Origin of the sequence: Maribacter flavus (genome assembly GCF_008386635.1) — a bacterium.
Lineage (GTDB): Bacteria > Bacteroidota > Bacteroidia > Flavobacteriales > Flavobacteriaceae > Maribacter > Maribacter flavus.
In genome coordinates this window covers 18715-38657 of record NZ_VUOE01000002.1, presented here as the reverse complement: position 1 = coordinate 38657, position 19943 = coordinate 18715, and the positions used below count along the sequence as shown (strand labels likewise).

General features: G+C 40.3%; 21 protein-coding genes. 8 read left to right on the top strand and 13 right to left on the bottom strand.

Annotated features, from left to right (window positions below; all coding sequences use genetic code 11):
- Positions 1–3: 3 nt before the first annotated feature.
- The 4 genes from F0361_RS10515 to recR all read right to left on the bottom strand — a co-directional run bounded on the left by F0361_RS10515 (position 4) and on the right by recR (position 4294).
- The gene (locus F0361_RS10515) at positions 4–780 is read right to left on the bottom strand and encodes a 3'-5' exonuclease (protein WP_138259243.1); all 777 of its coding nucleotides are present in this window, start codon (positions 778–780) and stop codon (positions 4–6) included.
- A 74-nt stretch (positions 781–854) separates the two neighbouring features.
- Positions 855–2126 carry a hypothetical protein gene (locus F0361_RS10510; protein ID WP_154918586.1) on the bottom strand — a complete coding sequence of 424 codons (1272 nt, stop codon included), beginning with the start codon at positions 2124–2126 and terminating at the stop codon, positions 855–857.
- 97 nt (positions 2127–2223) lie between these two features.
- Positions 2224–3582: a dihydrolipoamide acetyltransferase family protein gene (locus F0361_RS10505; RefSeq protein WP_154918585.1), complete on the bottom strand. Its 1359-nt coding sequence runs from the start codon at positions 3580–3582 to the stop codon at positions 2224–2226.
- Between the two features lie 91 nt (positions 3583–3673).
- Complete coding sequence (gene recR / locus F0361_RS10500) at positions 3674–4294, bottom strand: recombination mediator RecR (RefSeq protein WP_154918584.1); 621 nt, start codon at positions 4292–4294, stop codon at positions 3674–3676.
- A 68-nt stretch (positions 4295–4362) separates the two neighbouring features.
- On the opposite strand from recR, the gene F0361_RS10495 reads away from it, so the two are divergent.
- On the top strand, positions 4363–5844 hold the full coding sequence (locus F0361_RS10495; RefSeq protein WP_154918583.1) for a sodium:solute symporter: 1482 nt from the start codon (positions 4363–4365) through the stop codon (positions 5842–5844).
- Between the two features lie 7 nt (positions 5845–5851).
- Here F0361_RS10495 and F0361_RS10490 read toward each other — a convergent pair whose 3' ends face one another.
- The 4 genes from F0361_RS10490 to F0361_RS10475 all read right to left on the bottom strand — a co-directional run bounded on the left by F0361_RS10490 (position 5852) and on the right by F0361_RS10475 (position 9753).
- Positions 5852–6211 (bottom strand): CoA-binding protein, encoded by a 360-nt coding sequence (locus F0361_RS10490; RefSeq protein ID WP_154918582.1) that lies wholly within the window; start codon positions 6209–6211, stop codon positions 5852–5854.
- 463 nt (positions 6212–6674) lie between these two features.
- Positions 6675–7682 carry a 3-oxoacyl-ACP synthase III family protein gene (locus tag F0361_RS10485; protein ID WP_154918581.1) on the bottom strand — a complete coding sequence of 336 codons (1008 nt, stop codon included), beginning with the start codon at positions 7680–7682 and terminating at the stop codon, positions 6675–6677.
- A gap of 92 nt (positions 7683–7774) precedes the next feature.
- Positions 7775–9082, bottom strand: coding sequence for an ABC1 kinase family protein (locus F0361_RS10480; RefSeq protein WP_154918580.1), 1308 nt, complete (start codon positions 9080–9082; stop codon positions 7775–7777).
- Positions 9083–9099: 17 nt separating this feature from the next.
- Positions 9100–9753: a TetR family transcriptional regulator C-terminal domain-containing protein gene (locus tag F0361_RS10475; RefSeq protein ID WP_154918579.1), complete on the bottom strand. Its 654-nt coding sequence runs from the start codon at positions 9751–9753 to the stop codon at positions 9100–9102.
- Between the two features lie 320 nt (positions 9754–10073).
- Here F0361_RS10475 and htpG point away from each other — a divergent pair, with 320 nt between their 5' ends.
- A complete protein-coding gene (htpG, locus tag F0361_RS10470) occupies positions 10074–11960 on the top strand; it encodes a molecular chaperone HtpG (protein WP_154918578.1) in 1887 nt (628 codons plus the stop codon).
- Positions 11961–12077: 117 nt separating this feature from the next.
- Here the strand turns inward: htpG and F0361_RS10465 are convergent, their stop codons facing one another.
- The 4 genes from F0361_RS10465 to F0361_RS10450 all read right to left on the bottom strand — a co-directional run bounded on the left by F0361_RS10465 (position 12078) and on the right by F0361_RS10450 (position 15620).
- Complete coding sequence (locus F0361_RS10465) at positions 12078–12890, bottom strand: inositol oxygenase family protein (protein ID WP_138259253.1); 813 nt, start codon at positions 12888–12890, stop codon at positions 12078–12080.
- A 112-nt stretch (positions 12891–13002) separates the two neighbouring features.
- Positions 13003–14601: a solute:sodium symporter family transporter gene (locus F0361_RS10460; RefSeq protein ID WP_154918577.1), complete on the bottom strand. Its 1599-nt coding sequence runs from the start codon at positions 14599–14601 to the stop codon at positions 13003–13005.
- Positions 14602–14638: 37 nt separating this feature from the next.
- Complete coding sequence (locus F0361_RS10455) at positions 14639–15049, bottom strand: hypothetical protein (RefSeq protein WP_154918576.1); 411 nt, start codon at positions 15047–15049, stop codon at positions 14639–14641.
- A complete protein-coding gene (locus F0361_RS10450; RefSeq protein ID WP_154918575.1) occupies positions 15030–15620 on the bottom strand; it encodes an RNA polymerase sigma factor in 591 nt (196 codons plus the stop codon). Before F0361_RS10450 ends, F0361_RS10455 begins: the two co-directional genes overlap by 20 nt.
- Positions 15621–15751: 131 nt before the next feature.
- On the opposite strand from F0361_RS10450, the gene F0361_RS10445 reads away from it, so the two are divergent.
- The 3 genes from F0361_RS10445 to F0361_RS10435 all read left to right on the top strand — a co-directional run bounded on the left by F0361_RS10445 (position 15752) and on the right by F0361_RS10435 (position 17169).
- Positions 15752–16105, top strand: coding sequence for a DUF6249 domain-containing protein (locus F0361_RS10445; RefSeq protein ID WP_154918574.1), 354 nt, complete (start codon positions 15752–15754; stop codon positions 16103–16105).
- A gap of 63 nt (positions 16106–16168) precedes the next feature.
- Positions 16169–16804 (top strand): MOSC domain-containing protein, encoded by a 636-nt coding sequence (locus F0361_RS10440; protein ID WP_154918573.1) that lies wholly within the window; start codon positions 16169–16171, stop codon positions 16802–16804.
- Positions 16804–17169, top strand: coding sequence for a DoxX family protein (locus F0361_RS10435; protein ID WP_154918572.1), 366 nt, complete (start codon positions 16804–16806; stop codon positions 17167–17169). Before F0361_RS10440 ends, F0361_RS10435 begins: the two co-directional genes overlap by 1 nt.
- Before the next feature lie 53 nt (positions 17170–17222).
- Here the strand turns inward: F0361_RS10435 and F0361_RS10430 are convergent, their stop codons facing one another.
- Positions 17223–17807: a hypothetical protein gene (locus tag F0361_RS10430; protein WP_154918571.1), complete on the bottom strand. Its 585-nt coding sequence runs from the start codon at positions 17805–17807 to the stop codon at positions 17223–17225.
- Between the two features lie 217 nt (positions 17808–18024).
- On the opposite strand from F0361_RS10430, the gene F0361_RS10425 reads away from it, so the two are divergent.
- The 3 genes from F0361_RS10425 to F0361_RS10415 all read left to right on the top strand — a co-directional run bounded on the left by F0361_RS10425 (position 18025) and on the right by F0361_RS10415 (position 19941).
- On the top strand, positions 18025–18897 hold the full coding sequence (locus tag F0361_RS10425) for an AraC family transcriptional regulator (RefSeq protein ID WP_125223991.1): 873 nt from the start codon (positions 18025–18027) through the stop codon (positions 18895–18897).
- The gene (locus F0361_RS10420; protein ID WP_154918570.1) at positions 18897–19493 is read left to right on the top strand and encodes an alpha-ketoglutarate-dependent dioxygenase AlkB family protein; all 597 of its coding nucleotides are present in this window, start codon (positions 18897–18899) and stop codon (positions 19491–19493) included. The genes F0361_RS10425 and F0361_RS10420 overlap by 1 nt, the downstream gene beginning before the upstream one ends.
- Positions 19494–19662: 169 nt before the next feature.
- Positions 19663–19941, top strand: a complete 279-nt coding sequence (locus F0361_RS10415) for a TIGR03643 family protein (RefSeq protein ID WP_154918569.1) — start codon at positions 19663–19665, stop codon at positions 19939–19941.
- The last annotated feature ends 2 nt before the right edge of the window (positions 19942–19943 follow it).

The window sequence follows — 19943 nt, the reverse complement described above, 5'->3', positions numbered from 1 at the left end:
CTACTAACTAAGCTTATTGTTGAGTTTGCTCAACTTTATCTGGGTAAGAATCTTTTTGGTGTACAGGGGAAAATCGGCATTCAGAATCCACCCGAAATATCCAGGCTCCTTATCGAGCACATCATGGACTTTTCTTCCCTTATGCTTTCCAAAGGAAAAAATTTCATCGCCTTCCTCGTCCAACGCAATAAAACCGGCAAAGTCCACGAACTGCTTCCTTTTGGAGAATTCAGAAAGCTTTTTAATGTTGTTTTCAAGATCCGGGTAACGCTCCAGTTGGGAAAGCAATACTTCATAGGTTGCGGTTGTATCGGCCTCCGCACTATGGGCATCGGTAAGGTCCTTATCGCAATAGAACTTATAAGCTGCCTCCAAGGTCCTTTTCTCCTTTTTGTGGAATATAGTCTGCACATCTACCGAAACGGTGTTCTTCATATCAAAATCGATATCGGCCCTCAAAAGCTCCTCTGCCAATAAGGGAATATCGAATCTATCGGAATTAAAACCGGCCAGATCACTGTCCTTTATCATGCGATGAATATCCTTGGACAATTGTTTAAATGTAGGTTCATTGGCCACCTTTTCGTTTGAAATGCCATGGATGGCTACTACATCTTCAGGAATTTCCATTTCCGGATTTACCAACCAGGTCCTGCTTTCCTTATTGCCGTTGGGAAAAACCTTCAGTATGGATATCTCCACGATCCGATCCTTGGCCACATTAGTTCCGGTAGTTTCCAAATCAAAAAAACAAATAGGTCTGGTAAGCTTTAGCTCCATGAATTCCAATTTATGGCAAATATAGGTTTTAAGAGTTAGGCCCTAGAATGCCCGACACCTCTTTTTTATAAAATTTATAGTCTATTGTTGATAATATTATTGAACGCAGAACCGAAAGTATAGCTTAATCCCACCCTAAAACCAAGTTCAAAATCCGTAGCAATCTGTTTTTGTTGTAGTAAAACATCCTCAATGGAAGCATCGCCTGCAGGCAAATTGATTTGATCACGGATTACTTCAAAATTACCAGAAAAGGTGACACCTAGACCTTTGAATATACGAACGGAAAGTCTTGAAAATAATTGAATTCTATTTTTATTAAAATCCTTTATGAAAGTCGAACCCCTTAATCTTGTGAAAATATTACCCCATGGTTGACGATATCTAAGTTGAACATCCAAAGAGTGGTCTAATACACCTTCGCTATCTTTCTCAAAAATAGTTGTATCAATATAGTTATTGTAAAAGTAGCCGATACGATATGCGAAAACCAGTTCCCGTTGTAAAACCTCACGATAAGGAAAAATATTATACTCTATTGCCGGGCGTATATAAGTAAAAAGATTTTGATTCGTAAAAGTATTGTGACGTGCACCTGCGAAAATACCCGCCGACCAGTGATCTGTCAAGCTTCTAACTATACTACCATCTGCAGAATAACGAAGCCTATCACTAGTGAACGTTTCATTATTCTGCTTAAACCTGCTCGTGGCCTGGTTTAGTTCCAAATCCGCACGAATTCTCCATTTTTCAGTTACCCTATCACTCTCAAATCCGACTTCATATTCGAACTCATTCCTACTGGACTCCTTAGAGAGCTCAGCTTCACCATAAATTTCAAAAATCCAATTGTTCCATGGATCTTCAACACTCATCTGCTCTATTGTACTGTTACCTTTGCTATTTATGGAATATGTAACTTCATAGGCCAAATCCGATTCTAGAAGATATTTAAGCAAACCCAGTTTTATTTTGGCTACCAAACCTTTCCTTATCTCATCCGGGGTCATATTGGGAGTGGTTTCATAAGAAATCTCACCTTGAATTTCGGTATAGTTTTGTGCTCCTTTAAAATCCAATAAATAAGTCCGCCCTCCACTTCCGTTGCCAACATCATAGATAAACAATTGTACGTTTGCCAAGGATTGATCCCTGACATGGTCAACGAATGGAATTTCCTGCCTTACATAGTTTCCATCACAATTACAATCAATGAAAAGCCTCATTTGAGTCTCTTCCTTCTTGATTTCTTGAGCAATTGTAGAAAATGGAATCAGAAAATAAATAAATAAATAAACTAGGATTTCAAAATGATGTTTGAAAAATAAGGATAATGGTCTTAACATTTGTGGGCTTGGTAAGACACAAAGCTAAAATCTAATGAATAAAAAAGATGTTAGTTTTGTGTTAATCCTAACATTTTATTTAAAATACTTATTACTTTCAGATTTCCCTGTCTACGTCCCAAGCCTCGAGGTAATCCGCAACTGCCTTGGCGAACATACTGCCCAAAGCTCCGTTTACCACCCTATGATCATAGCTGTGAGACAAAAACATCTTACTTCTTACGCCAATGAAATCACCTTCCTTCGTTTCTATTACTGAAGGAATCTTTCGTATTGCACCCAGGGCCATGATTCCTACTTGCGGCTGATTGATTATGGGCGTCCCAAAAACACTTCCAAAGGTACCTACATTGGTCACGGTATAGGTACCGTCCTGCACCTCATCCGGTTTTAAGGCATTTTTTCTAGACCGCTCCGCCAAATCATTGACTACCCTGGCCATACCTACAAGGTTTAATTGATCCGCATTTTTGATTACGGGCACTATCAAGTTGCCATCCGGCAGGGCGGCCGCCATCCCTATATTGATGTTTTTCTTTTTAATCACATTGTCCCCATCCACGGAAATATTCATCATGGGGTATTTCTTCAAGGCCTTGGCTACGGCTTCCATGAAAATAGGCGTAAAGGTCAGTTTTTCACCTTCCTGCTTTTCAAAGGCATCCTTCACCTTGTTTCTCCAGTTTACGATATTTGTTACGTCTACCTCTATAAAACTTTGAACGTGCGCCGAAGTGGAGACGCTGTCAGACATATGCTTGGCAATCAATTTGCCCATTCTTGACATGGGAATAATCTCGTCGCCTGCTCCAACTTTTATCTGGGATTCTTCCTTTTCCACAATTTTTGGTGGTGCCGATACCTCTTCCTTTTTGGTTTGGACGGGCTGGGGGGCTTCGGGAGTTTTCTTGGGTTGGGGCGCGACCTGGGCCCCATTGCTTCTTCCCGAAATATAATCCAAAATATCATTCTTTGTTACTCTTCCCTCTTTCCCGGTACCGGATATGGCCTCCAGTTCGGCAAGGGAAACCCCTTCCTCCTTAGCAATGTTCTTTACCAAGGGTGAATAAAATCGTTCCGTAGAAGTATAATCGGGAACAGGACTTCCCAACGTTTCACGGCCCTTCTCAATGGCCTCTTCTGCCATGGAAGCCAGTTCCTCATCTGACGTTTCCTCCGTATTGTCCGTATCTTCAACTAATCCGTCTGCTTCCCCTGCAATTTCGATTACAGCGACTACCTGCCCTACTTTGACAATATCATCAACTTCAAATCTTTTTTCGATAAGCACACCATCCACCTCACTGGGAACCTCACTATCCACTTTATCCGTTGCTATTTCGAAGATGGCCTCATCCATTTCAACCTTTTCGCCTACTTCCTTTAACCAAGAGGTCAATGTAGCCTCGGCAACACTTTCACCCATTCTTGGCAATTTCAATTCGAATTTTGACATATCAATAATCTAAGGTCTATTTTTTATACTGTTTTTGCAAAAATAATAAAATACAACACCCTTTACTGAATTTATATCAGAATTAAGTGGATTACTTGTTACTAAAACTTCCTTCAAACGGAATCCTATTTAAAATACTTCGCCCCAAGGTAACCTCATCAGCATATTCCAACTCGTCCCCTATGGCAATCCCTCGGGCAATGGTAGAGGTTTTGACCCCTGTACCCTCCAGTTGTTTAAAGATATAGAAATTGGTAGTGTCCCCTTCCATAGTAGAGCTCAACGCAAGAATCAACTCTTGTACTTCCCCTTCTTTCACCTTATTTATCAAAGAGGATATGGTCAAATCCTGGGGGCCCATGCCTTCTATGGGTGAAATCTTACCGCCCAACACATGATACAATCCCCTATACTGGCCAGTATTTTCAATGGCCATTACATCCCTTATATCTTCTACCACACAGACTAGGGAGGCATCCCTTTTTGGATTGGAACAAATTTCACAAAGTGCCGTATCACTAATGTTATGGCACTTCTTACAGAACTGCACCATAGTTCTCAATTTCGTCAAAGCATTGGATAGATTTTCTGTCTGGCGCTCCGGCTGCTTTAGCAAGTGCAACACCAATCGTAGCGCAGTTCGCTTACCAATTCCAGGCAATTGTGACATTTCATAGACGGCATTTTCAAGTAATTTGGAAGAAAAATCCATTCCTTTGAGTTTCCGGTAAAATTACGCACTATTTTTACTTTTTGTACTTTGACCACAAATAAATTCCCATGACTGCATCCCATATTCTGCTTCTTATAGGAAGCTATTTTGCATTACTACTCCTGATTTCCTACTTTACGGGAAAGAACGATTCCAATGAGGATTTCTTCAAGGCAGGAAAGCAATCCCCTTGGTATTTGGTTGCATTTGGAATGGTGGGCGCTTCGTTATCGGGGGTTACCTTTATATCCGTTCCAGGGTGGGTGGACGCATCCAAATTCAGTTACCTACAAGTGGTTTTTGGTTATTTGGTGGGGTACTTTGTAACGGCATATGTGCTGCTTCCCATCTACTACAGGCAAAATGTGACCTCCATTTACGAATACCTGGATAGCCGGTTCGGTTTTGTAAGTTATAAAGTTGGGGCGATTTCCTTTTTTGTATCCCGAGTTTTGGGTGCCGCCTTTCGACTCTTTCTGGTCGCCATCGTTTTGCAGCAATTCGTATTCGACGCGTGGAATGTGCCGTTTGAAATTACGGTTACTCTTTCCATCCTATTGATCTGGATCTATACTTTTAAAGGGGGTATAAAAACCATCGTTTGGACGGATACCTTGCAGACCTTGTTCATGTTGGTTTCCGTTGGGCTTTCCATCTACTTTATCCTAAACAAACTAGAATGGAGTTTGGGGGATTTTCTACAATCCGAAGAACTTGCCAAATACAGCCAGACCTTTGTCTTGGATGATCTCTTTGCAAAAAACCACTTTCTAAAATCCTTTATCGGGGGGATGTTCGTGACTATTTGTATGACCGGATTGGATCAGGACATGATGCAAAAAAACCTCACCTGTAGAAATTTGAAGGAGGCTCAAAAAAACATGGTGTCCTTTAGTTTTGTCCTTGTTTTTGTGACCTTTCTATTTATGCTCTTGGGAGCCCTTTTGTTTATCTACGCCGATAAATATCAAATTGAAATGCCTCTAATGGACGGTGAACCAAAGACCGACCTACTTTTTCCTGAAATTGCCCTGAACAGCGGATTGGGAATTACCGTGGCCATTACTTTTATGCTAGGCCTTATAGCTGCGGCCTATAGTAGTGCTGACAGTGCCCTGACTTCATTGACCACCTCCTTTTGTGTAGATTTTTTGGGGACGGCAAAAAAATCTGAAGTAGCGGCAAGGAAAATTCGCAGGCGAACACATATTGGCATGAGCATCTTGTTGATTTTGGTGGTAATTACCTTTAAATACGTATTGGATAGAAACGTTATCGACGGATTATTGACGGTTGCCTCCTACACCTACGGACCCCTACTTGGATTATTCGCCTTTGGGATTTTCACCAAACATCAAATAAGGGATAATTTTGCTTGGGCCGTGGCTTTGGTTGCTGTATTGATAATAATCGGTTTGGCGAAAATACCGACCGACTATTTAGGTGGCTACGAATTTGGATATGAGCTACTGCCCTTGAACGGACTTTTAACCTTCATTGGCCTATGGCTTATCAGAAAAAATCCTGATACGGAAACTATAAGCAATTAAATTAACTTCAATATTGACCGGTCGCCAGCAAAACCAAAGTACAGGCAACTTGGGCTTCTATACCTTGGGATTCCAGTAATCTCTGAAAATCAGGATTCTCAGTGCCTGGGTTAAAGATTACGCGCCTTGGACGTAAACCGATAATGGCATCGTAATATCCTTTTTGATTATTTGGATTTAAATAAAGAGTTATGGTCTGAATATTTTGGAAATCTTCTATTTTGGTTTTAACTTGCACTCCCCCGATAATTCCAGATTTTAAACCGAAAGCTTCGGTTTTTATTCCTTGACCGACCAATCTATGAATCACCAAATTACTATAACGGTTTGGTTTTAAGGATGCTCCAAATACTAATGTTGTATCCATCTTTATCAGGGTGTTAAATTTTATAAGTTCTGTAACTTTTTAAAGTAATAATAGTCTTTAAATTGTTATACTTCTTACAAGAAGGTTTACATTTATTTGTTGCAAAATATTGAAGACGTTGATATTGCTATATATTTATAGTTAATGGTTAGTGTTTAGTATAGCTTATCAGCAAGAAACCCGGGCATTTGTCCGGGTTTCACTTTTTAAGGGCATAATGGACATTTAAAGATTGCCGAACCTGTAACATTAAACCATTTTATAAGTCTATTATACCAAGGAATGCTCTTTGCCAGGGGATTGGTTGGTTTCCCCTCAAGTGTTTATCCTCAGGAAAACCCGTGGCCTAGGTTGCGGGTTTTTTATTCTATATACAGTGTTTACAAGCCTTCCCAGCTTAATCCGAGGAAAAATATCTTGGTCTTCAACTACACAAGCCAAGAAATTGTTAGAAGTGGCTTATCTACCATCTGATAATGACACTGCCCCACGTAAAGCCGCTTCCAAATGCGGCCAATACCACCAAGTCTCCAGACTTTACCTTTCCAGCTTCCCAAGCTTCGGTCAGCGCGATGGGTATAGAAGCAGCTGTTGTGTTTCCGTAACGCATAATGTTGTTGAACACCTGATCATCGGTAAGGCCAAATTTATTTTGGATAAACTGTGATATCCTAAGATTCGCCTGATGCGGAACCAATAAATTTATATCCGTTGGTTGCAATCCATTTTTCTTAAGGCCCTCCATGATAACTTCGCTAAAACGTACCACTGCATTTTTAAATACGAATTGTCCGTTCATATAGGGGAAATAAGACTCATCGTTTGGGTCGTTATCGGCAATTATGTCAGAAACCCATCTTTTTCCCATTCCGGGCGCAATTAGTGAGAGTTCTTCTGCGTGTTGTCCTTCTGAATGCAAGTGGGTCGAAAGTATTCCCTGATCCTGACCTTCTGCCCTACTCAAAACGGCGGCACCGGCACCGTCGCCAAAAATTACGGAAACAGCCCTACCACGTGTCGTCATATCCAATCCGTGGGAATGAAGTTCTGAACCAATAACAAGAATATTCTTGTACATTCCGGTTTTTATGTACTGATCCGCCACCGAAATCGCATAGACAAATCCGGAACATTGGTTTCTCACGTCCAAGGCACCAACGGTCTTTATCCCCAAATCTCGCTGTACCAAAACCCCTGGCCCGGGAAAATAATAATCCGGACTCAAGGTGGCGAATACAATAAAATCAATTTCATCCTTATCGATTCCGGCACGTTCAATTGCAATTTTGGCCGCTTTTACGCCCATGGTCGTGGTGGTATCCTCGCCCTTTATGACATGCCTTCGTTCCTTGATTCCCGTCCGCTCCTGAATCCAAGCGTCATTCGTATCCATTATTTTGGATAAATCGTCGTTGGTTACCACATTTTCAGGAACATAATATCCTAGACCTGTAATTTTTGAATTGTACATAGTGTAAAATTTAGCCGAATTCACTGCTGTTCAGGCAGTGCAATATAACAACAATTCCGAATTTCACATTCATTTTGGAGAAGCTTGTTACACTATAAATACTTTTGAAAATGATTTACCTGAATTACCGCCTTTAGGTCGTTGAGGAGATTATAGAGTCCAAAGAAGGTCCGGTTCATATATAAAAAGTGCTTGGAACCCCGGTTTCCGTTCATTTTACGTATCTGTTTATCTGATGCATATTGCTCACTAAGTGCCGCAATTTTCCCCCAGAAATCGGCACTGCCAAAGTCAAAAGTCTCCTCATGGAACGGCGATGTGAATAGGCTTAACATTTCGTGAAAAAGATTCTTGAAAAAGGTTATTTCGGTATCGGTATCGGAAGGGGTCAAAATTTCAAGTTCATAGAGCTTTTGGGTGAAAATGGCGTCGTTTGAAATATTCTCCTTCTTGGCCAATTCAAAATAGGGGTTATAGAAATCGTCCGGAACTTCCTTGATACAACCAAAATCGATGACGACCAACTCCCCATTGGCATTTACCAAAAAATTACCTGGATGCGGGTCGGCATGCACCTTGCGCAAACCGTGAATTTGAAACATATAGAAATCCCAAAGGGTCTGGCCCAATTTGTTACCCATTTCTTGAGAAAAATTGGTCTTAGTGAATTCCCCAAGATGGGTACCTGTCATCCAATCCATGGTGATGATACGCTCACTGGAAAGCGTCTCGTAGTAGTTAGGAAATCGCAAGTTTTCTATATGGCTACATTTGTTTGTAATTTCCTTGCTTTGCGCAATTTCCAGCAGATAATTGGTTTCCTCCAATAATTTGTCTTCCACTTCCTTGAAGTATTTATCAGAATCCTTTCCCTGAAGGTTGAACATACGTAACGCTACAGGCTTTACCAAGGCCAAATCACTACTTATGCTTTCCGCCACACCCGGATACTGGATTTTAACGGCCAAGTCCTTACCGTCCTTGGTGGCTCTGTGCACCTGCCCGATACTCGCCGCGTTGACGGAATCCTTTTCAAAGGAATCGAACACTTCCTCTGGATATTTATCCAGGTATTTTTTAAACGTTTTTCGTACCAGTGGCGCGGATAAGGGCGGTACGGAAAACTGTGAAAGTGAAAATTTTTCTACATAGGCATTGGGCAATAGGTTTTTCTCCATGCTCAACATTTGTGCAACCTTCAATGCACTGCCCTTTAGACTTTTAAGTCCGTCATAGATATCACCGGCATTATCGTTATCCAGTTCATCCCTCGTTAAATCAGGGTTCACTATTTTCTTGCCATAATATTTGGCATAATTCCCGCCAATTTTTACACCGGTCTTGATCAGTTTGCTGGCGCGTTCAATTTTTCCGGAAGGGATTTTATCGAGAGTCTTCAATTTTAAATGAAATTAGGTTAAGCAAATGTTTCCTTGTAAAGAAATTTCCCAAAATCTACGATGTTGTCCAATGGAGTATTGTCAAAAAGGTCAAATACCGTATTTACGGATTTTTCAATGGCCAAATCAGTTTTTTCGAATCCTTGGGATTCATCGTTCATCCAAAATCTCAACAGAAAAAGAAATTGCACCCAAGCTCCCTCCGAAAAAATAGAAGGATTGTGCTTGGTTATTTTATACGTTTTTTGCTTATTACCATCAGCAATCAACTCTTTGGCAAACTCCTTCAGGTTCTTTCGTAATCCCTTTAGTTGCTCCATGTTCTTAAGCTGGTTGCCGCCTTGGTTCAATGTAAAGAGGGCATAACTTCTGTTGAGGGTCAACATCTCGAAAAATGTGTAGAAAAACGTCAACAATTTTTCCCTGTTTGCAAAGGATTCATAGTCCTTGTTCTTTTGCATCAATGCAAGCGTATTGGTGAAAAAGGTGTCCCAAATACCCTTCTTAATAGCGGGAATGGAGGCAAAGAATTTGTAAAAATCCGCTTCCGGAATTTCATGCTGCTTACAGAATTTATAGACCGTTTTGGGCTCCTTTTCATGTTCCAAAACATAGTCCATGTACTTTGAAATAATTTCTTCCTTGGTAATCTTTTTATTCTTGGTAGCCATAATATGTAGTATTGCGTGTAAAGATTTATAGCAAAAAATGTATTGATGTTAGACTAAAAAACGTGCCTTCGGGGGGAAAGCACGTTTTCAAACAACCTAACCAATAAATAATCAAACGTGATTATGATTAAAACTTTTTCATAGCATTTTCTTTCCTAATCACAAGTAAAATTAAATAATGTTTAATGTTTATGAAAAATAATTAAACAAAAGTTTTGTTAAAGTTTTGTGCTATACCAGGGTGTCAGTTTGTCACCTTCTTTAAGTATGGTATTTTTTTTGTCTAAAGGTGTTTGCAACTAATATAAAAATTCAAAATAATGGCTACAGGTAAAATCAATGTTTCGGTAGACAATATATTTCCGCTCATAAAGAAGTTTTTGTATTCCGATCATGAAATCTTTCTTCGAGAATTGGTATCCAATGCTACGGATGCTACCCTTAAACTAAAGCATTTAACCGCTATTGGAGAGGCAAAAGTGGAGTATGGCAATCCTTTGATCGAAATTAAGGTCGACAAAAAGGGAAAAAAACTTCACGTCATTGACCAAGGTCTGGGTATGACCGAGGAAGAAGTTAAAAAATACATCAACGAGGTTGCCTTTTCCGGTGCCGAGGAGTTCATCAACAAGTATGAGGATTCCGCCAAGGATGCCGGTATTATCGGGCACTTTGGCCTTGGGTTCTATTCCGCCTTTATGGTCGCCCATAAAGTGGAGATTATCACGAAAAGCTATCAGGACGAACCGGCAGTGCATTGGTCCTGCGACGGTTCACCCAACTTTACCATTGAACCATCGGATAAAAAAGAACGCGGAACGGAAATCATACTTCATATAGCCGATGATTCCACCGAGTTTTTGGAAGACAGTAGGATTCGTGAGCTATTAAGAAAATACAATAAGTTTATGCCGGTCCCCATTAAATTTGGGACCAAAACGGAGACCTTGCCCAAACCCGAAGGTGCCAAAGAGGACGATCCCGCCCCTACCAAGGAAGTGGACAATATCATCAACAATCCAAATCCGGCGTGGACCAAACAGCCAACGGATTTAAAGGACGAAGATTATAAGAGTTTTTATAGAGAGCTATACCCCATGCAGTTCGAGGAACCGCTGTTCCACATTCATTTGAATGTGGATTATCCCTTTAACTTGACGGGAATCCTATATTTTCCGAAGCTTACGAACGACCTGAACATACAAAAAGATAAGATTCAATTGTACCAGAACCAAGTCTTCGTTACTGACAATGTGGAAGGTATTGTACCGGAATTCTTGACCATGCTGCGTGGTGTCATCGATTCACCGGATATTCCTTTGAATGTCTCAAGGTCCTATCTACAGGCTGATGGTGCCGTTAAGAAAATATCCTCTTACATTACAAGAAAGGTTGCTGATAAGCTGACTTCCCTTTTCAAGAACAACCGTGAGGATTTTGAAAAGAAATGGAACGATATAAAAATCGTCATTGAATACGGTATGTTGTCCGAAGACAAGTTCTTTGAAAAAGCGGACAAGTTTGCGCTCTTCCCGACTATAGACGGTGCTTATTATACGTTTGAGGAGCTTCAGGAGAAAATCAAGGCCAACCAAACGGACAAGGACGATAAATTGGTCATTCTGTATGCTTCCGATAAAGAGGCGCAGCATAGCTATATAGAGACCGCCAAGTCCAAGGGTTACGAGGTATTGTTGTTGGATTCGCCCATTATCGGCCATCTGATGCAAAAACTAGAAACCACCAAAGAGAAAATATCCTTTGCCAGGGTAGATGCGGACCATATAGACAAGCTGATCCAAAAAGAGGATACCCAAATCTCCAAATTATCCGATGAGGAGAAGGAAAAGCTAAAAGCCGACTTGGAGGCTGTTTTTGGTGAAAAAAGCAATTATACCATACAATTGGAGGCCATGGATAGCGATGCTTCCCCATTCGTGATCACCGAGCCGGAATTCCTGCGCCGTATGAAGGAAATGCAACAGACCGGGGGCGGAATGTTCGGGATGGGGCATATGCCGGAGATGTACAACCTCATCGTAAACACCAATCATGAATTGATAGGCGAAATCCTGAATACCAAGACCGCCAAGAAAAAAGAGCGTTTGATCAATCAATCCTTGGATTTGGCCAAACTTTCCAAGGGCTTGCTGAAAGGCGCGGATCTAACAAACTTTATCAAGCGGAGTTATGAAATGGTGAAATAGGAGCCTCTCCCAAAACTGCTCTGCAGTTTTGACCTCTCTAAAGGAGAGGTAAAGTAGGAAACATAGCTATAAAAAAGGGCCTCAATGACGAGGCCCTTTTTAATTTTTCAATTATAATTACCAATAAATAGGCCCTTTACCCAAATATTTTTCGGCAATGGGCTGGTAGTACTCCCGCACATCCTCTAGATCATATATCTTTTGACTTTTTGTATACAAATCATATTTATTGAAATCCTTGATGATCTCAAGATATTCCTTGTCCTTTTCATTGGTCAATTCCTTGTAACTACCGCCACTATGCCACGGATAAAAAGAATGATATCTGATCATCACCATTGCCTCGTCGGGTAATGAATTCTCCTTGTGGTTGTTTAGTACCTGATACAGGTACTCATCATGTCCCCAAGCAAGTTCCAGATTGTCCAACCCACAGCCTTCTTCATAGATACCGGTAGTTGTATTGTAACGTGCATCGGTCATATCAGGGTTTAAGGCATTGAATTCGGGATATACGCAGGAAGAAGGCAACTTGCATCCCACAACGAATACATCGCCCACCATGCCCCATTGCTCGGCCTGACTTGTCCCATCGGCATCACTGCCCCACATGAACATGATTTTACCTAGATCGTGGATAAGTCCGGTAAGCTGCATCCAATCGGGTCTATTATCCGCCCTAATGGCCTCCGCACTCTGAATCAGGTGCTGTACATTGGGAAGATCGAGATCGGGATCGCTCACATCTATCAAACTGTTCAAGTGTCCCATGGCTTCCCAAAGGTCCATCGGCTTATCAAAAGTGAGGTATTTTTTATGCATGCGCTTCACATAATCGTAGGTCTGGTTTTGACGCATTTTTCTATAATGTTCTTTTACGGCCACGGAGACATCGGGCGCATCGTAATTCCTGAATGTTTTTTCTTCCATAATATCACTTATAAATTAGATCTCGCATCTCGACTCCACTCGATATAACAGCTCAACCGGCAGTACCGTTTTTTTCGAGATTATTAAATTTGATACAACAAATTACTGAATTCTAGACATTTCCCAATAAAAAATAAATAAGAACCGTTACGAGGACAAGAAAAATGCTGAAAGGTTTGGCATATTTCCATGGTTTCAAATCCAAGACGTTGGCATCCTGTATCGAAAATCGTTCTTTTGTGGGCCGATACAGAGAAGCCAAATGCATAATACCGATATTGAGTACAAACTCAATGCCCCAAATATGAACGAAATGTAGGTTCACCTCCAAAATGAAGTACATGAGGACATAGAAAACAAGTCCGAAACAGAGTCCCACCTTGGCCCCAAACGCTGAAACCCTGGGAAAAAGAAAGCCGGCCGCAATGACGCTGGCAATGGGAATAAAGAAAATTCCGTTCAGTTGCTGTAGGAGCTGGTACAGACCGTCTGGCGCATTGGCCACAAATGGAGCAATTCCAATTGCGAAAACTGCCAGCAACAAGGAGGTCCACTTCCCGATGCCTACCAACTTTTGGTCGCTGGATTCCTTAAAAATATAACGCTTATAAATACCCAAACTAAAAACGGTAGCCGCACTGTTCAGGGCACTGTTGAAAGTACTCAAAATAGCACCCATCATAACCGCCACAAAGAAACCGGTCAACCAAAGGGGCATCACTTTTTTTACAAGTTCGGGATATACGCTATCCGGATTATCATAGTACGAATCCCCAAAAAAATAAAAGGCAATCAGCCCTGGCAATACAATGATGAGCGGTACCAATATTTTTAAAAAGCCCGTATAAAGCAATCCTTTTTGTGCTTCCTTTAAGCTAACGGCCCCTAAAACCCGTTGAATTATCGACTGGTGCATGGTCCAGAAATAGATTTGGTTGACCATCAGTCCCGTAAACAGTACTTCAAAAGGTAGAATGGCAGACCTTGCCCCTTCCCCCACACCGGATTCCGTGCTGATTACATTGAACTTTTCCGGACTGTTTTTAAAAACCGCTCCCAAACCATGGAATAAATTTCCTTCGCCAATGGCCAAAAGTGCTAAAATGGGAACCAACAGACCAGCGACCAACAAACCAAAACCGTTAATGGTATCCGTATATGCTACCATCTTGAGTCCCCCAAAAATGGCATATATGGCCCCAATGGTTCCAACGACCAAAATAGTCACCCAAATACCTTGCGACTTACTTATGTTCAATAGGTTGGAAATATCAAAAATAGCCTCAATGTTCAGCGCCCCTGTGTATAATACTATGGGCAATAACGTAGCGACAAAGGAAATGATGAGGAGCATTGCAACGATGGTCCGAGTTAGGCCGTCAAACCTTTTTTCCAAAAACTCGGGAATGGTCGTCAACCCCATTTTCAGATACCTTGGGGCAAAATAGAGGGCCCCAATGACCAATGCGAGTGCTGAGGTTACCTCCCAGGCGATGATTATGGCCCCATTTCTATACGAGGAACCGTTCATTCCCACCAAATGCTCCGTAGAAATGTTGGTCAATAACAAAGAGCCCGCAATTACGATGCCCGTTAAGGAACGTCCTCCCAAAAAGTAACCGTCCTTGGTATTTAGTTTATCCTTACGAAGTTGATAGGTCGCATAAAAAGCGACAAAACCGGTGAAGAGTAAAAAGGATAGGAAGGTCATGGATTTAAATGTAGTGATAAATTTTAAATCCCCATATTTAGATTATCACCCTGTGTTTAGAAAAATAATGCTTTAAAAAAAGAATTTGAAACAAGATAAAAATGACGAATCCTAGCACAGCATAACTGGACGAATTCCATTTGATTTCTTCAAATCTGACATCAAAAAAATCTAGATTACCAATTGTATTGTATTTTAAAGAAAAAAGCCAAAAGTTGGTATTTGGCTCCATAATGAATCCAAATCCTAAAAGGCCTATGAGTACAAGCGCAAGTGAGAACCACACTGTTTTGGATATTAAAGGCTTGTATTTTAATTCCTTTGTATTTAATTGTGCTATCCTTTGAAACAGTCTTTCATTAAAATTTTCAGAAACTTCTTCAGGTCTTAGCTCTTTGATTGCGTTTTTTAGGAATAAATCCAATTCTTTATCTTCTTGTTCTTTCATAGCTATGAATTGTTTCCGGTTCTAGTGAATTTCTTAAAATTAATGCCAATTTTTTTCTGGCCCTATGTATTTTCACCTTTACGGTGTTGGCTTCAATACCCATTATTTCGGAAATTTCAACAAGGGAAAGCTCCTGATAATAAAATAGGGTTATTAATACACTATCTTCATTATCCAGTTCCTCTATAGCCCTTTTTATTGTCTTTCTTCTTTCTTTTATTTCTATTTTATTCCATATTTCCGGAGATAGGTACAAGGCAGATGTATCTTGCATATCAAAACCTTTCGTTTGGGGCTGCGATTTATGTTTTTTAAGACAATCAAGACCCTTTCTATAGGCTATTTTATATAACCAGGTAGAGAACTTGCTCTCTCCTTTAAATGTAGTCAATGCACTATATACCTTTATAAAGGTATCTTGTGCTACCTCTTCCGCATCCTCCCTATTTCCAACCAACCTTAGCGCCAAAGTAAAGACCATATGCTTATATCTATCCACTAATTTTTCATAAGCGGATATATCCCTTTTTTGGGCACGTTCTATCAATAGTTGGTCGCTAGGCTTGTTCATTTACATTTATTGGACGAACTGCTTTAGGCAAAGGTTACAGTTTTAAAGAAAAACTAAAAAAATTGTAACCTATGGAAATTTATCGTCGTCAAAGAAGTAAACAGTTTATTTATCAATTAAAAAACAAATCAATGGGAGGAGAAGTAATTATTTTCACGTTAATCTTTGGGGTTATTTTTGGAATAGCCTATTTATTCTTTTCAACTAGAAACAAAGAACGCATGGCTCTTATAGAAAAAGGTGCCGATGCCAGTATTTTTGTAAAAACAAAAAAGGAACATGCCGCGCCCTTTTGGAAAATCCTAGTCTTAAACCTTTCCCTTCTGCTCATAGGAATTGGTTGTGCAATCTTTTTAGCTTCGATTATGGTCTACAGTTTGGGAGTCGAAGAGAATGTTGCCTATCCCGGATCCATATTTTTAATGGCCGGAATTGGATTATTGTTAGGTTTCTATCTTACCAAAAAGTTGGAAAAGGAAGTATAGCAACTATCCAGTAAAATTGTAAACCACCAGATTTCTTCTGGTGGTTTTTTTTATCTTCACACAATGAAGATAATCTCCACCAATATCTGCAACGAGCCTAGAACCTTTGTTTGGAACGGCACCGAAGAACAGACGGGCATTTTTAAATTTCCCACATCTGAAAAATTGTTCTTGACCAAAAGCGATGTTCAGAAGGATACGATTATCAATAGGGTAAACCATGGGGGGGAGAACAAGGCCTGTTATCTTTTTTCCGCGGATCAGTACCCTTTTTGGAAGGAAAAATATCCTAATCATGAATGGAATTGGGGTATGTTCGGCGAAAACCTGACGATTACCGGATTGGATGAGTCCCAAATACGTATAGGGAACGTTTATAAAATGGGAAGTGCCCTGGTTCAGGTTTCCCAGCCTAGGGAACCTTGTTATAAACTGGGAATCCGTTTTGGCACCCAACAAATCCTGAAAGAATTCATCGATCAGAATCACCCCGGAACGTATGTGAAAATTCTGGAGGAAGGGGAAGTAAGTATGGGCGATGAACTGAAATTGATTCAACAATCGGAGAACACCTTAACGGTCCAGGAATTCTATGAACTGATGTTCCTAAAAGAAAAGCCGAAGGACTTGCTGCAAAGGTTTATGGACAATCCGGCAGTACCCCTGTATAAAAAGGAAAGAATGCAAAAATACCTTTAATGGAACTTCATTTTCCTTGGCACTTGTACTTGATGGCCGCGCTATATATGTTCGCAGGCCTCATGCATTTTATACGGCCCAAAATATACTTGCGGGTCATGCCCAACTATCTACCTTCTCCAAAATTTTTGGTACTTCTAAGTGGCGTATTTGAAATCCTTTTGGGCATTGGACTATGCTTTCAGGAAACCAAAGATTTAGCTATTTATGGAATTATGGCCATGTTATCGGTTTTTTTGTTGGTCCACTTTTATATGCTCAAGGGCGAAAAGGAATCGGCCGGATTTCCAAAATGGTTATTATTACTGCGCATTCCGTTGCAATTCCTTTTGATGTGCTGGGCGTACGCTTACCTAAGCGTATAAAAACAAAAAGAGGGCTCTCCAGCCCCCTTTTCTTGAAATTAACTTAAACCAACTTAATTAACAACAAATTCTTCACTGTAAATTTTGGTATCATCGGATACTACTACCATATAACTTCCCGGATAGGCTCCTTGAAAGTTAAAGGCCTTTTCTACGATAAGTTTATTGGATACGGTTTCGGAGAACACCAATCTATAGTTTTGGTCATAAACTTTTAAGGTAATCTCAGATTTATCCAAGTTCAAAAAGTTCATGAAAACCCTATTTTCTGTTTTTCTAAAAAACGGTTTGGCATCTACCTCAGAATCGATGATCTTAATGATACCATCCTTTAAGGAAATGGTGTACATGTTGCTTTTTAGTCCGCTTTCGGCTACCAAATAATAATATCCATCTTCCAAATCTTTCAAATTCAGTTTTTTACTGAAACGACCTTTTGAAAGCTTTTCGAAATAGATACTATTAGAATCCGAATCCAAAAGCCTAACAGTGACACTTTGGTCCAGTGCGTCCAAGGTCAATAGGACACTTTTGGAATTATTTAAGGTAACAACGTCCAATTTGGGCTCTCTTGCCATACCCGCTACTGTAGCGAACATAAAGGCAACTACGGTTGTGATTTTTACAATTGTTTTCATAATAAATTACTTTAAAGGATTAATTAATAATTTACGATACAAACATACACCCGTTATGTCGTTGCCACTACAGCGGATTTTTCCGATTTATGTGCTATTTTACCAACCTTAACACACTTTTAATATAGTGATGTTAATTTTCCACATATTTGAGTTAATTTTGCAAAGTGACCTGCAAAAAAGGTTATCTAACTTTACATTAGTAAACACCAAATAGATGATTACACAAAAACCTACGTTTGAGGCTATTGAACCAGATTTTGGGCATTCGTTTACCTATCAAAGGTTCGATGAGCACCGGGTGAACAAGAACAATGTTTGGCATTACCATCCAGAATTGGAACTGGTCTATGTAAACGGCGGTTCCGGTAAGCGCCAAATAGGTAGCCATGTTTCCTATTATACCGATGGCGATCTTATATTGATAGGCAGTAATCTTCCCCATTGCGGTTTTACCGATGCACTCACGGGCAATACCAGTGAAACCGTCGTACAGATGAAGCTCGATTTTTTGGGAACCGACTTTTTTACCATTCCCGAAATGAAGAAAATCAAAAAGTTGTTTGAAATAGCGAGTGGAGGAATCGCCTTTTATGGGAAGACCAAAAGAAAAATAGGCGATAAAATGGAGGTGCTGGAATATCAGACCGATTTCCAACGTCTTTTGAGTATTCTGAACATTCTGAACGAATTGGGCGGTTCACAAGAAATGAAACTCCTGAATGCGGATGGTTTTTCCTTGGCAACCGATGTCAAGGACAATGACCGCATCAACATCGTTTTCAATCATGTAAAGAACAACTTCAAGGAAGAAATAACGCTGGAGGAAATATCTTCCATGGTGAGCATGACCATTCCGTCTTTCTGCAGATACTTTAAAAAGCTTACAAATAAAACCTTTGTACAATTTGTAAATGAATACCGCTTGGTGCATGCCTCTAAATTATTGGCGGAAAAACCCATGAGCATCACGGAAGTCTGTTTTGAATGTGGATTCAACAACTTTTCCCACTTTAATAAGTCGTTCAAAGCATTTACGGGACAGAACCCCAGTGAATATAGGAATGAGCTAAAAGCCGTTTTGGTCTGATGCCAGAAAACAAGGAATACTCACAATTGGATTTGCCCGATTGTGACATACGATATTACCCAAATTTTATTCCTAGTAAAATTGCGGATACCTATTTCAAAAAGTTAAGGTCTGAAACACCCTGGCAACAGGATGATATTAAAGTATTCGGAAAGTTATACGCCCAGCCAAGACTTACCGCATTGTATGGAAATAATGGAAGGCCCTACTCCTATTCCAACATTACCATGAAACCCCATCGTTTCAGTAAAGTTTTATTGGAAATAAAATCGGAAATAGAAAAGTATGTTTCCCCAGAATTTACTACTTGTTTACTAAATCTATATAGGGATGGCAAGGATAGTAACGGTTGGCACGCTGATAATGAAAAGGAACTGGGTAAAAACCCTGTAATTGCATCAGTGAGTCTAGGTGCGGAACGCATGTTCTATCTAAAACACAACATAGACCCTTCTGCAAAGCACAAAATGATATTGGAGCATGGCAGTTTGTTGGTGATGCAGGGTGAGACCCAACATACTTGGAAGCATCAGATTCCAAAAACGGCCAAACCGATTGGGGAACGGATAAACCTGACGTTTAGGATAATCAAATAAAAAAAATCGGCCCAGAGGACCAATTTTTTATGCCTTTTTATAGACCGACCATCTTTAATACCAGGGCATACCAATACTAATCTGCTCGTCGTGGTTTCTACCTTAGCAACATATTTTCAAAGGTCATGCCAAACCCTTTTTGCCCTAGGCTTTGTATATTTGTATTGTTATGTCAAAGGAATTTACAGAAAGGGAATTGGACCGAATCATAGAAATGGCCTGGGAGGACCGTACTCCGTTTGAGGCCATCACCTTCCAGTTTGGTATAAGTGAACAGGAAACCATAGAGATCATGCGCAGGGAAATGAAACCCAGTAGTTTTCGCATGTGGCGTAAAAGGGTTCAGGGAAGGACTACCAAACACCGAAATTTACGCGAAAATGTGTCCGGACGATTCAAGAGCTCCCGTCAGAAGAACATTAGCGGAAACAAAATTTCAAAAAGATAGTT

Excerpts from the sequence above, each read along its gene's own strand:
- F0361_RS10455 (WP_154918576.1), bottom strand. The coding sequence starts at position 15,049 with ATGAAAGAACAAGAAGATAAAGAATTGGATTTATTCCTAAAAAACGCA.
- F0361_RS10460 (WP_154918577.1), bottom strand. The coding sequence starts at position 14,601 with ATGACCTTCCTATCCTTTTTACTCTTCACCGGTTTTGTCGCTTTTTAT.
- recR (WP_154918584.1), bottom strand. The coding sequence starts at position 4,294 with ATGGATTTTTCTTCCAAATTACTTGAAAATGCCGTCTATGAAATGTCA.
- F0361_RS10415 (WP_154918569.1), top strand. The coding sequence starts at position 19,663 with ATGTCAAAGGAATTTACAGAAAGGGAATTGGACCGAATCATAGAAATG.
- F0361_RS10425 (WP_125223991.1), top strand. The coding sequence starts at position 18,025 with ATGATTACACAAAAACCTACGTTTGAGGCTATTGAACCAGATTTTGGG.
- F0361_RS10435 (WP_154918572.1), top strand. The coding sequence starts at position 16,804 with ATGGAACTTCATTTTCCTTGGCACTTGTACTTGATGGCCGCGCTATAT.
- F0361_RS10440 (WP_154918573.1), top strand. The coding sequence starts at position 16,169 with ATGAAGATAATCTCCACCAATATCTGCAACGAGCCTAGAACCTTTGTT.
- F0361_RS10490 (WP_154918582.1), bottom strand. The coding sequence starts at position 6,211 with ATGGATACAACATTAGTATTTGGAGCATCCTTAAAACCAAACCGTTAT.
- F0361_RS10505 (WP_154918585.1), bottom strand. The coding sequence starts at position 3,582 with ATGTCAAAATTCGAATTGAAATTGCCAAGAATGGGTGAAAGTGTTGCC.
- F0361_RS10420 (WP_154918570.1), top strand. The coding sequence starts at position 18,897 with ATGCCAGAAAACAAGGAATACTCACAATTGGATTTGCCCGATTGTGAC.
- F0361_RS10445 (WP_154918574.1), top strand. The coding sequence starts at position 15,752 with ATGGGAGGAGAAGTAATTATTTTCACGTTAATCTTTGGGGTTATTTTT.
- F0361_RS10510 (WP_154918586.1), bottom strand. The coding sequence starts at position 2,126 with ATGTTAAGACCATTATCCTTATTTTTCAAACATCATTTTGAAATCCTA.
- F0361_RS10495 (WP_154918583.1), top strand. The coding sequence starts at position 4,363 with ATGACTGCATCCCATATTCTGCTTCTTATAGGAAGCTATTTTGCATTA.
- F0361_RS10515 (WP_138259243.1), bottom strand. The coding sequence starts at position 780 with ATGGAGCTAAAGCTTACCAGACCTATTTGTTTTTTTGATTTGGAAACT.
- htpG (WP_154918578.1), top strand. The coding sequence starts at position 10,074 with ATGGCTACAGGTAAAATCAATGTTTCGGTAGACAATATATTTCCGCTC.
- F0361_RS10430 (WP_154918571.1), bottom strand. The coding sequence starts at position 17,807 with ATGAAAACAATTGTAAAAATCACAACCGTAGTTGCCTTTATGTTCGCT.
- F0361_RS10465 (WP_138259253.1), bottom strand. The coding sequence starts at position 12,890 with ATGGAAGAAAAAACATTCAGGAATTACGATGCGCCCGATGTCTCCGTG.
- F0361_RS10485 (WP_154918581.1), bottom strand. The coding sequence starts at position 7,682 with ATGTACAATTCAAAAATTACAGGTCTAGGATATTATGTTCCTGAAAAT.
- F0361_RS10450 (WP_154918575.1), bottom strand. The coding sequence starts at position 15,620 with ATGAACAAGCCTAGCGACCAACTATTGATAGAACGTGCCCAAAAAAGG.
- F0361_RS10475 (WP_154918579.1), bottom strand. The coding sequence starts at position 9,753 with ATGGCTACCAAGAATAAAAAGATTACCAAGGAAGAAATTATTTCAAAG.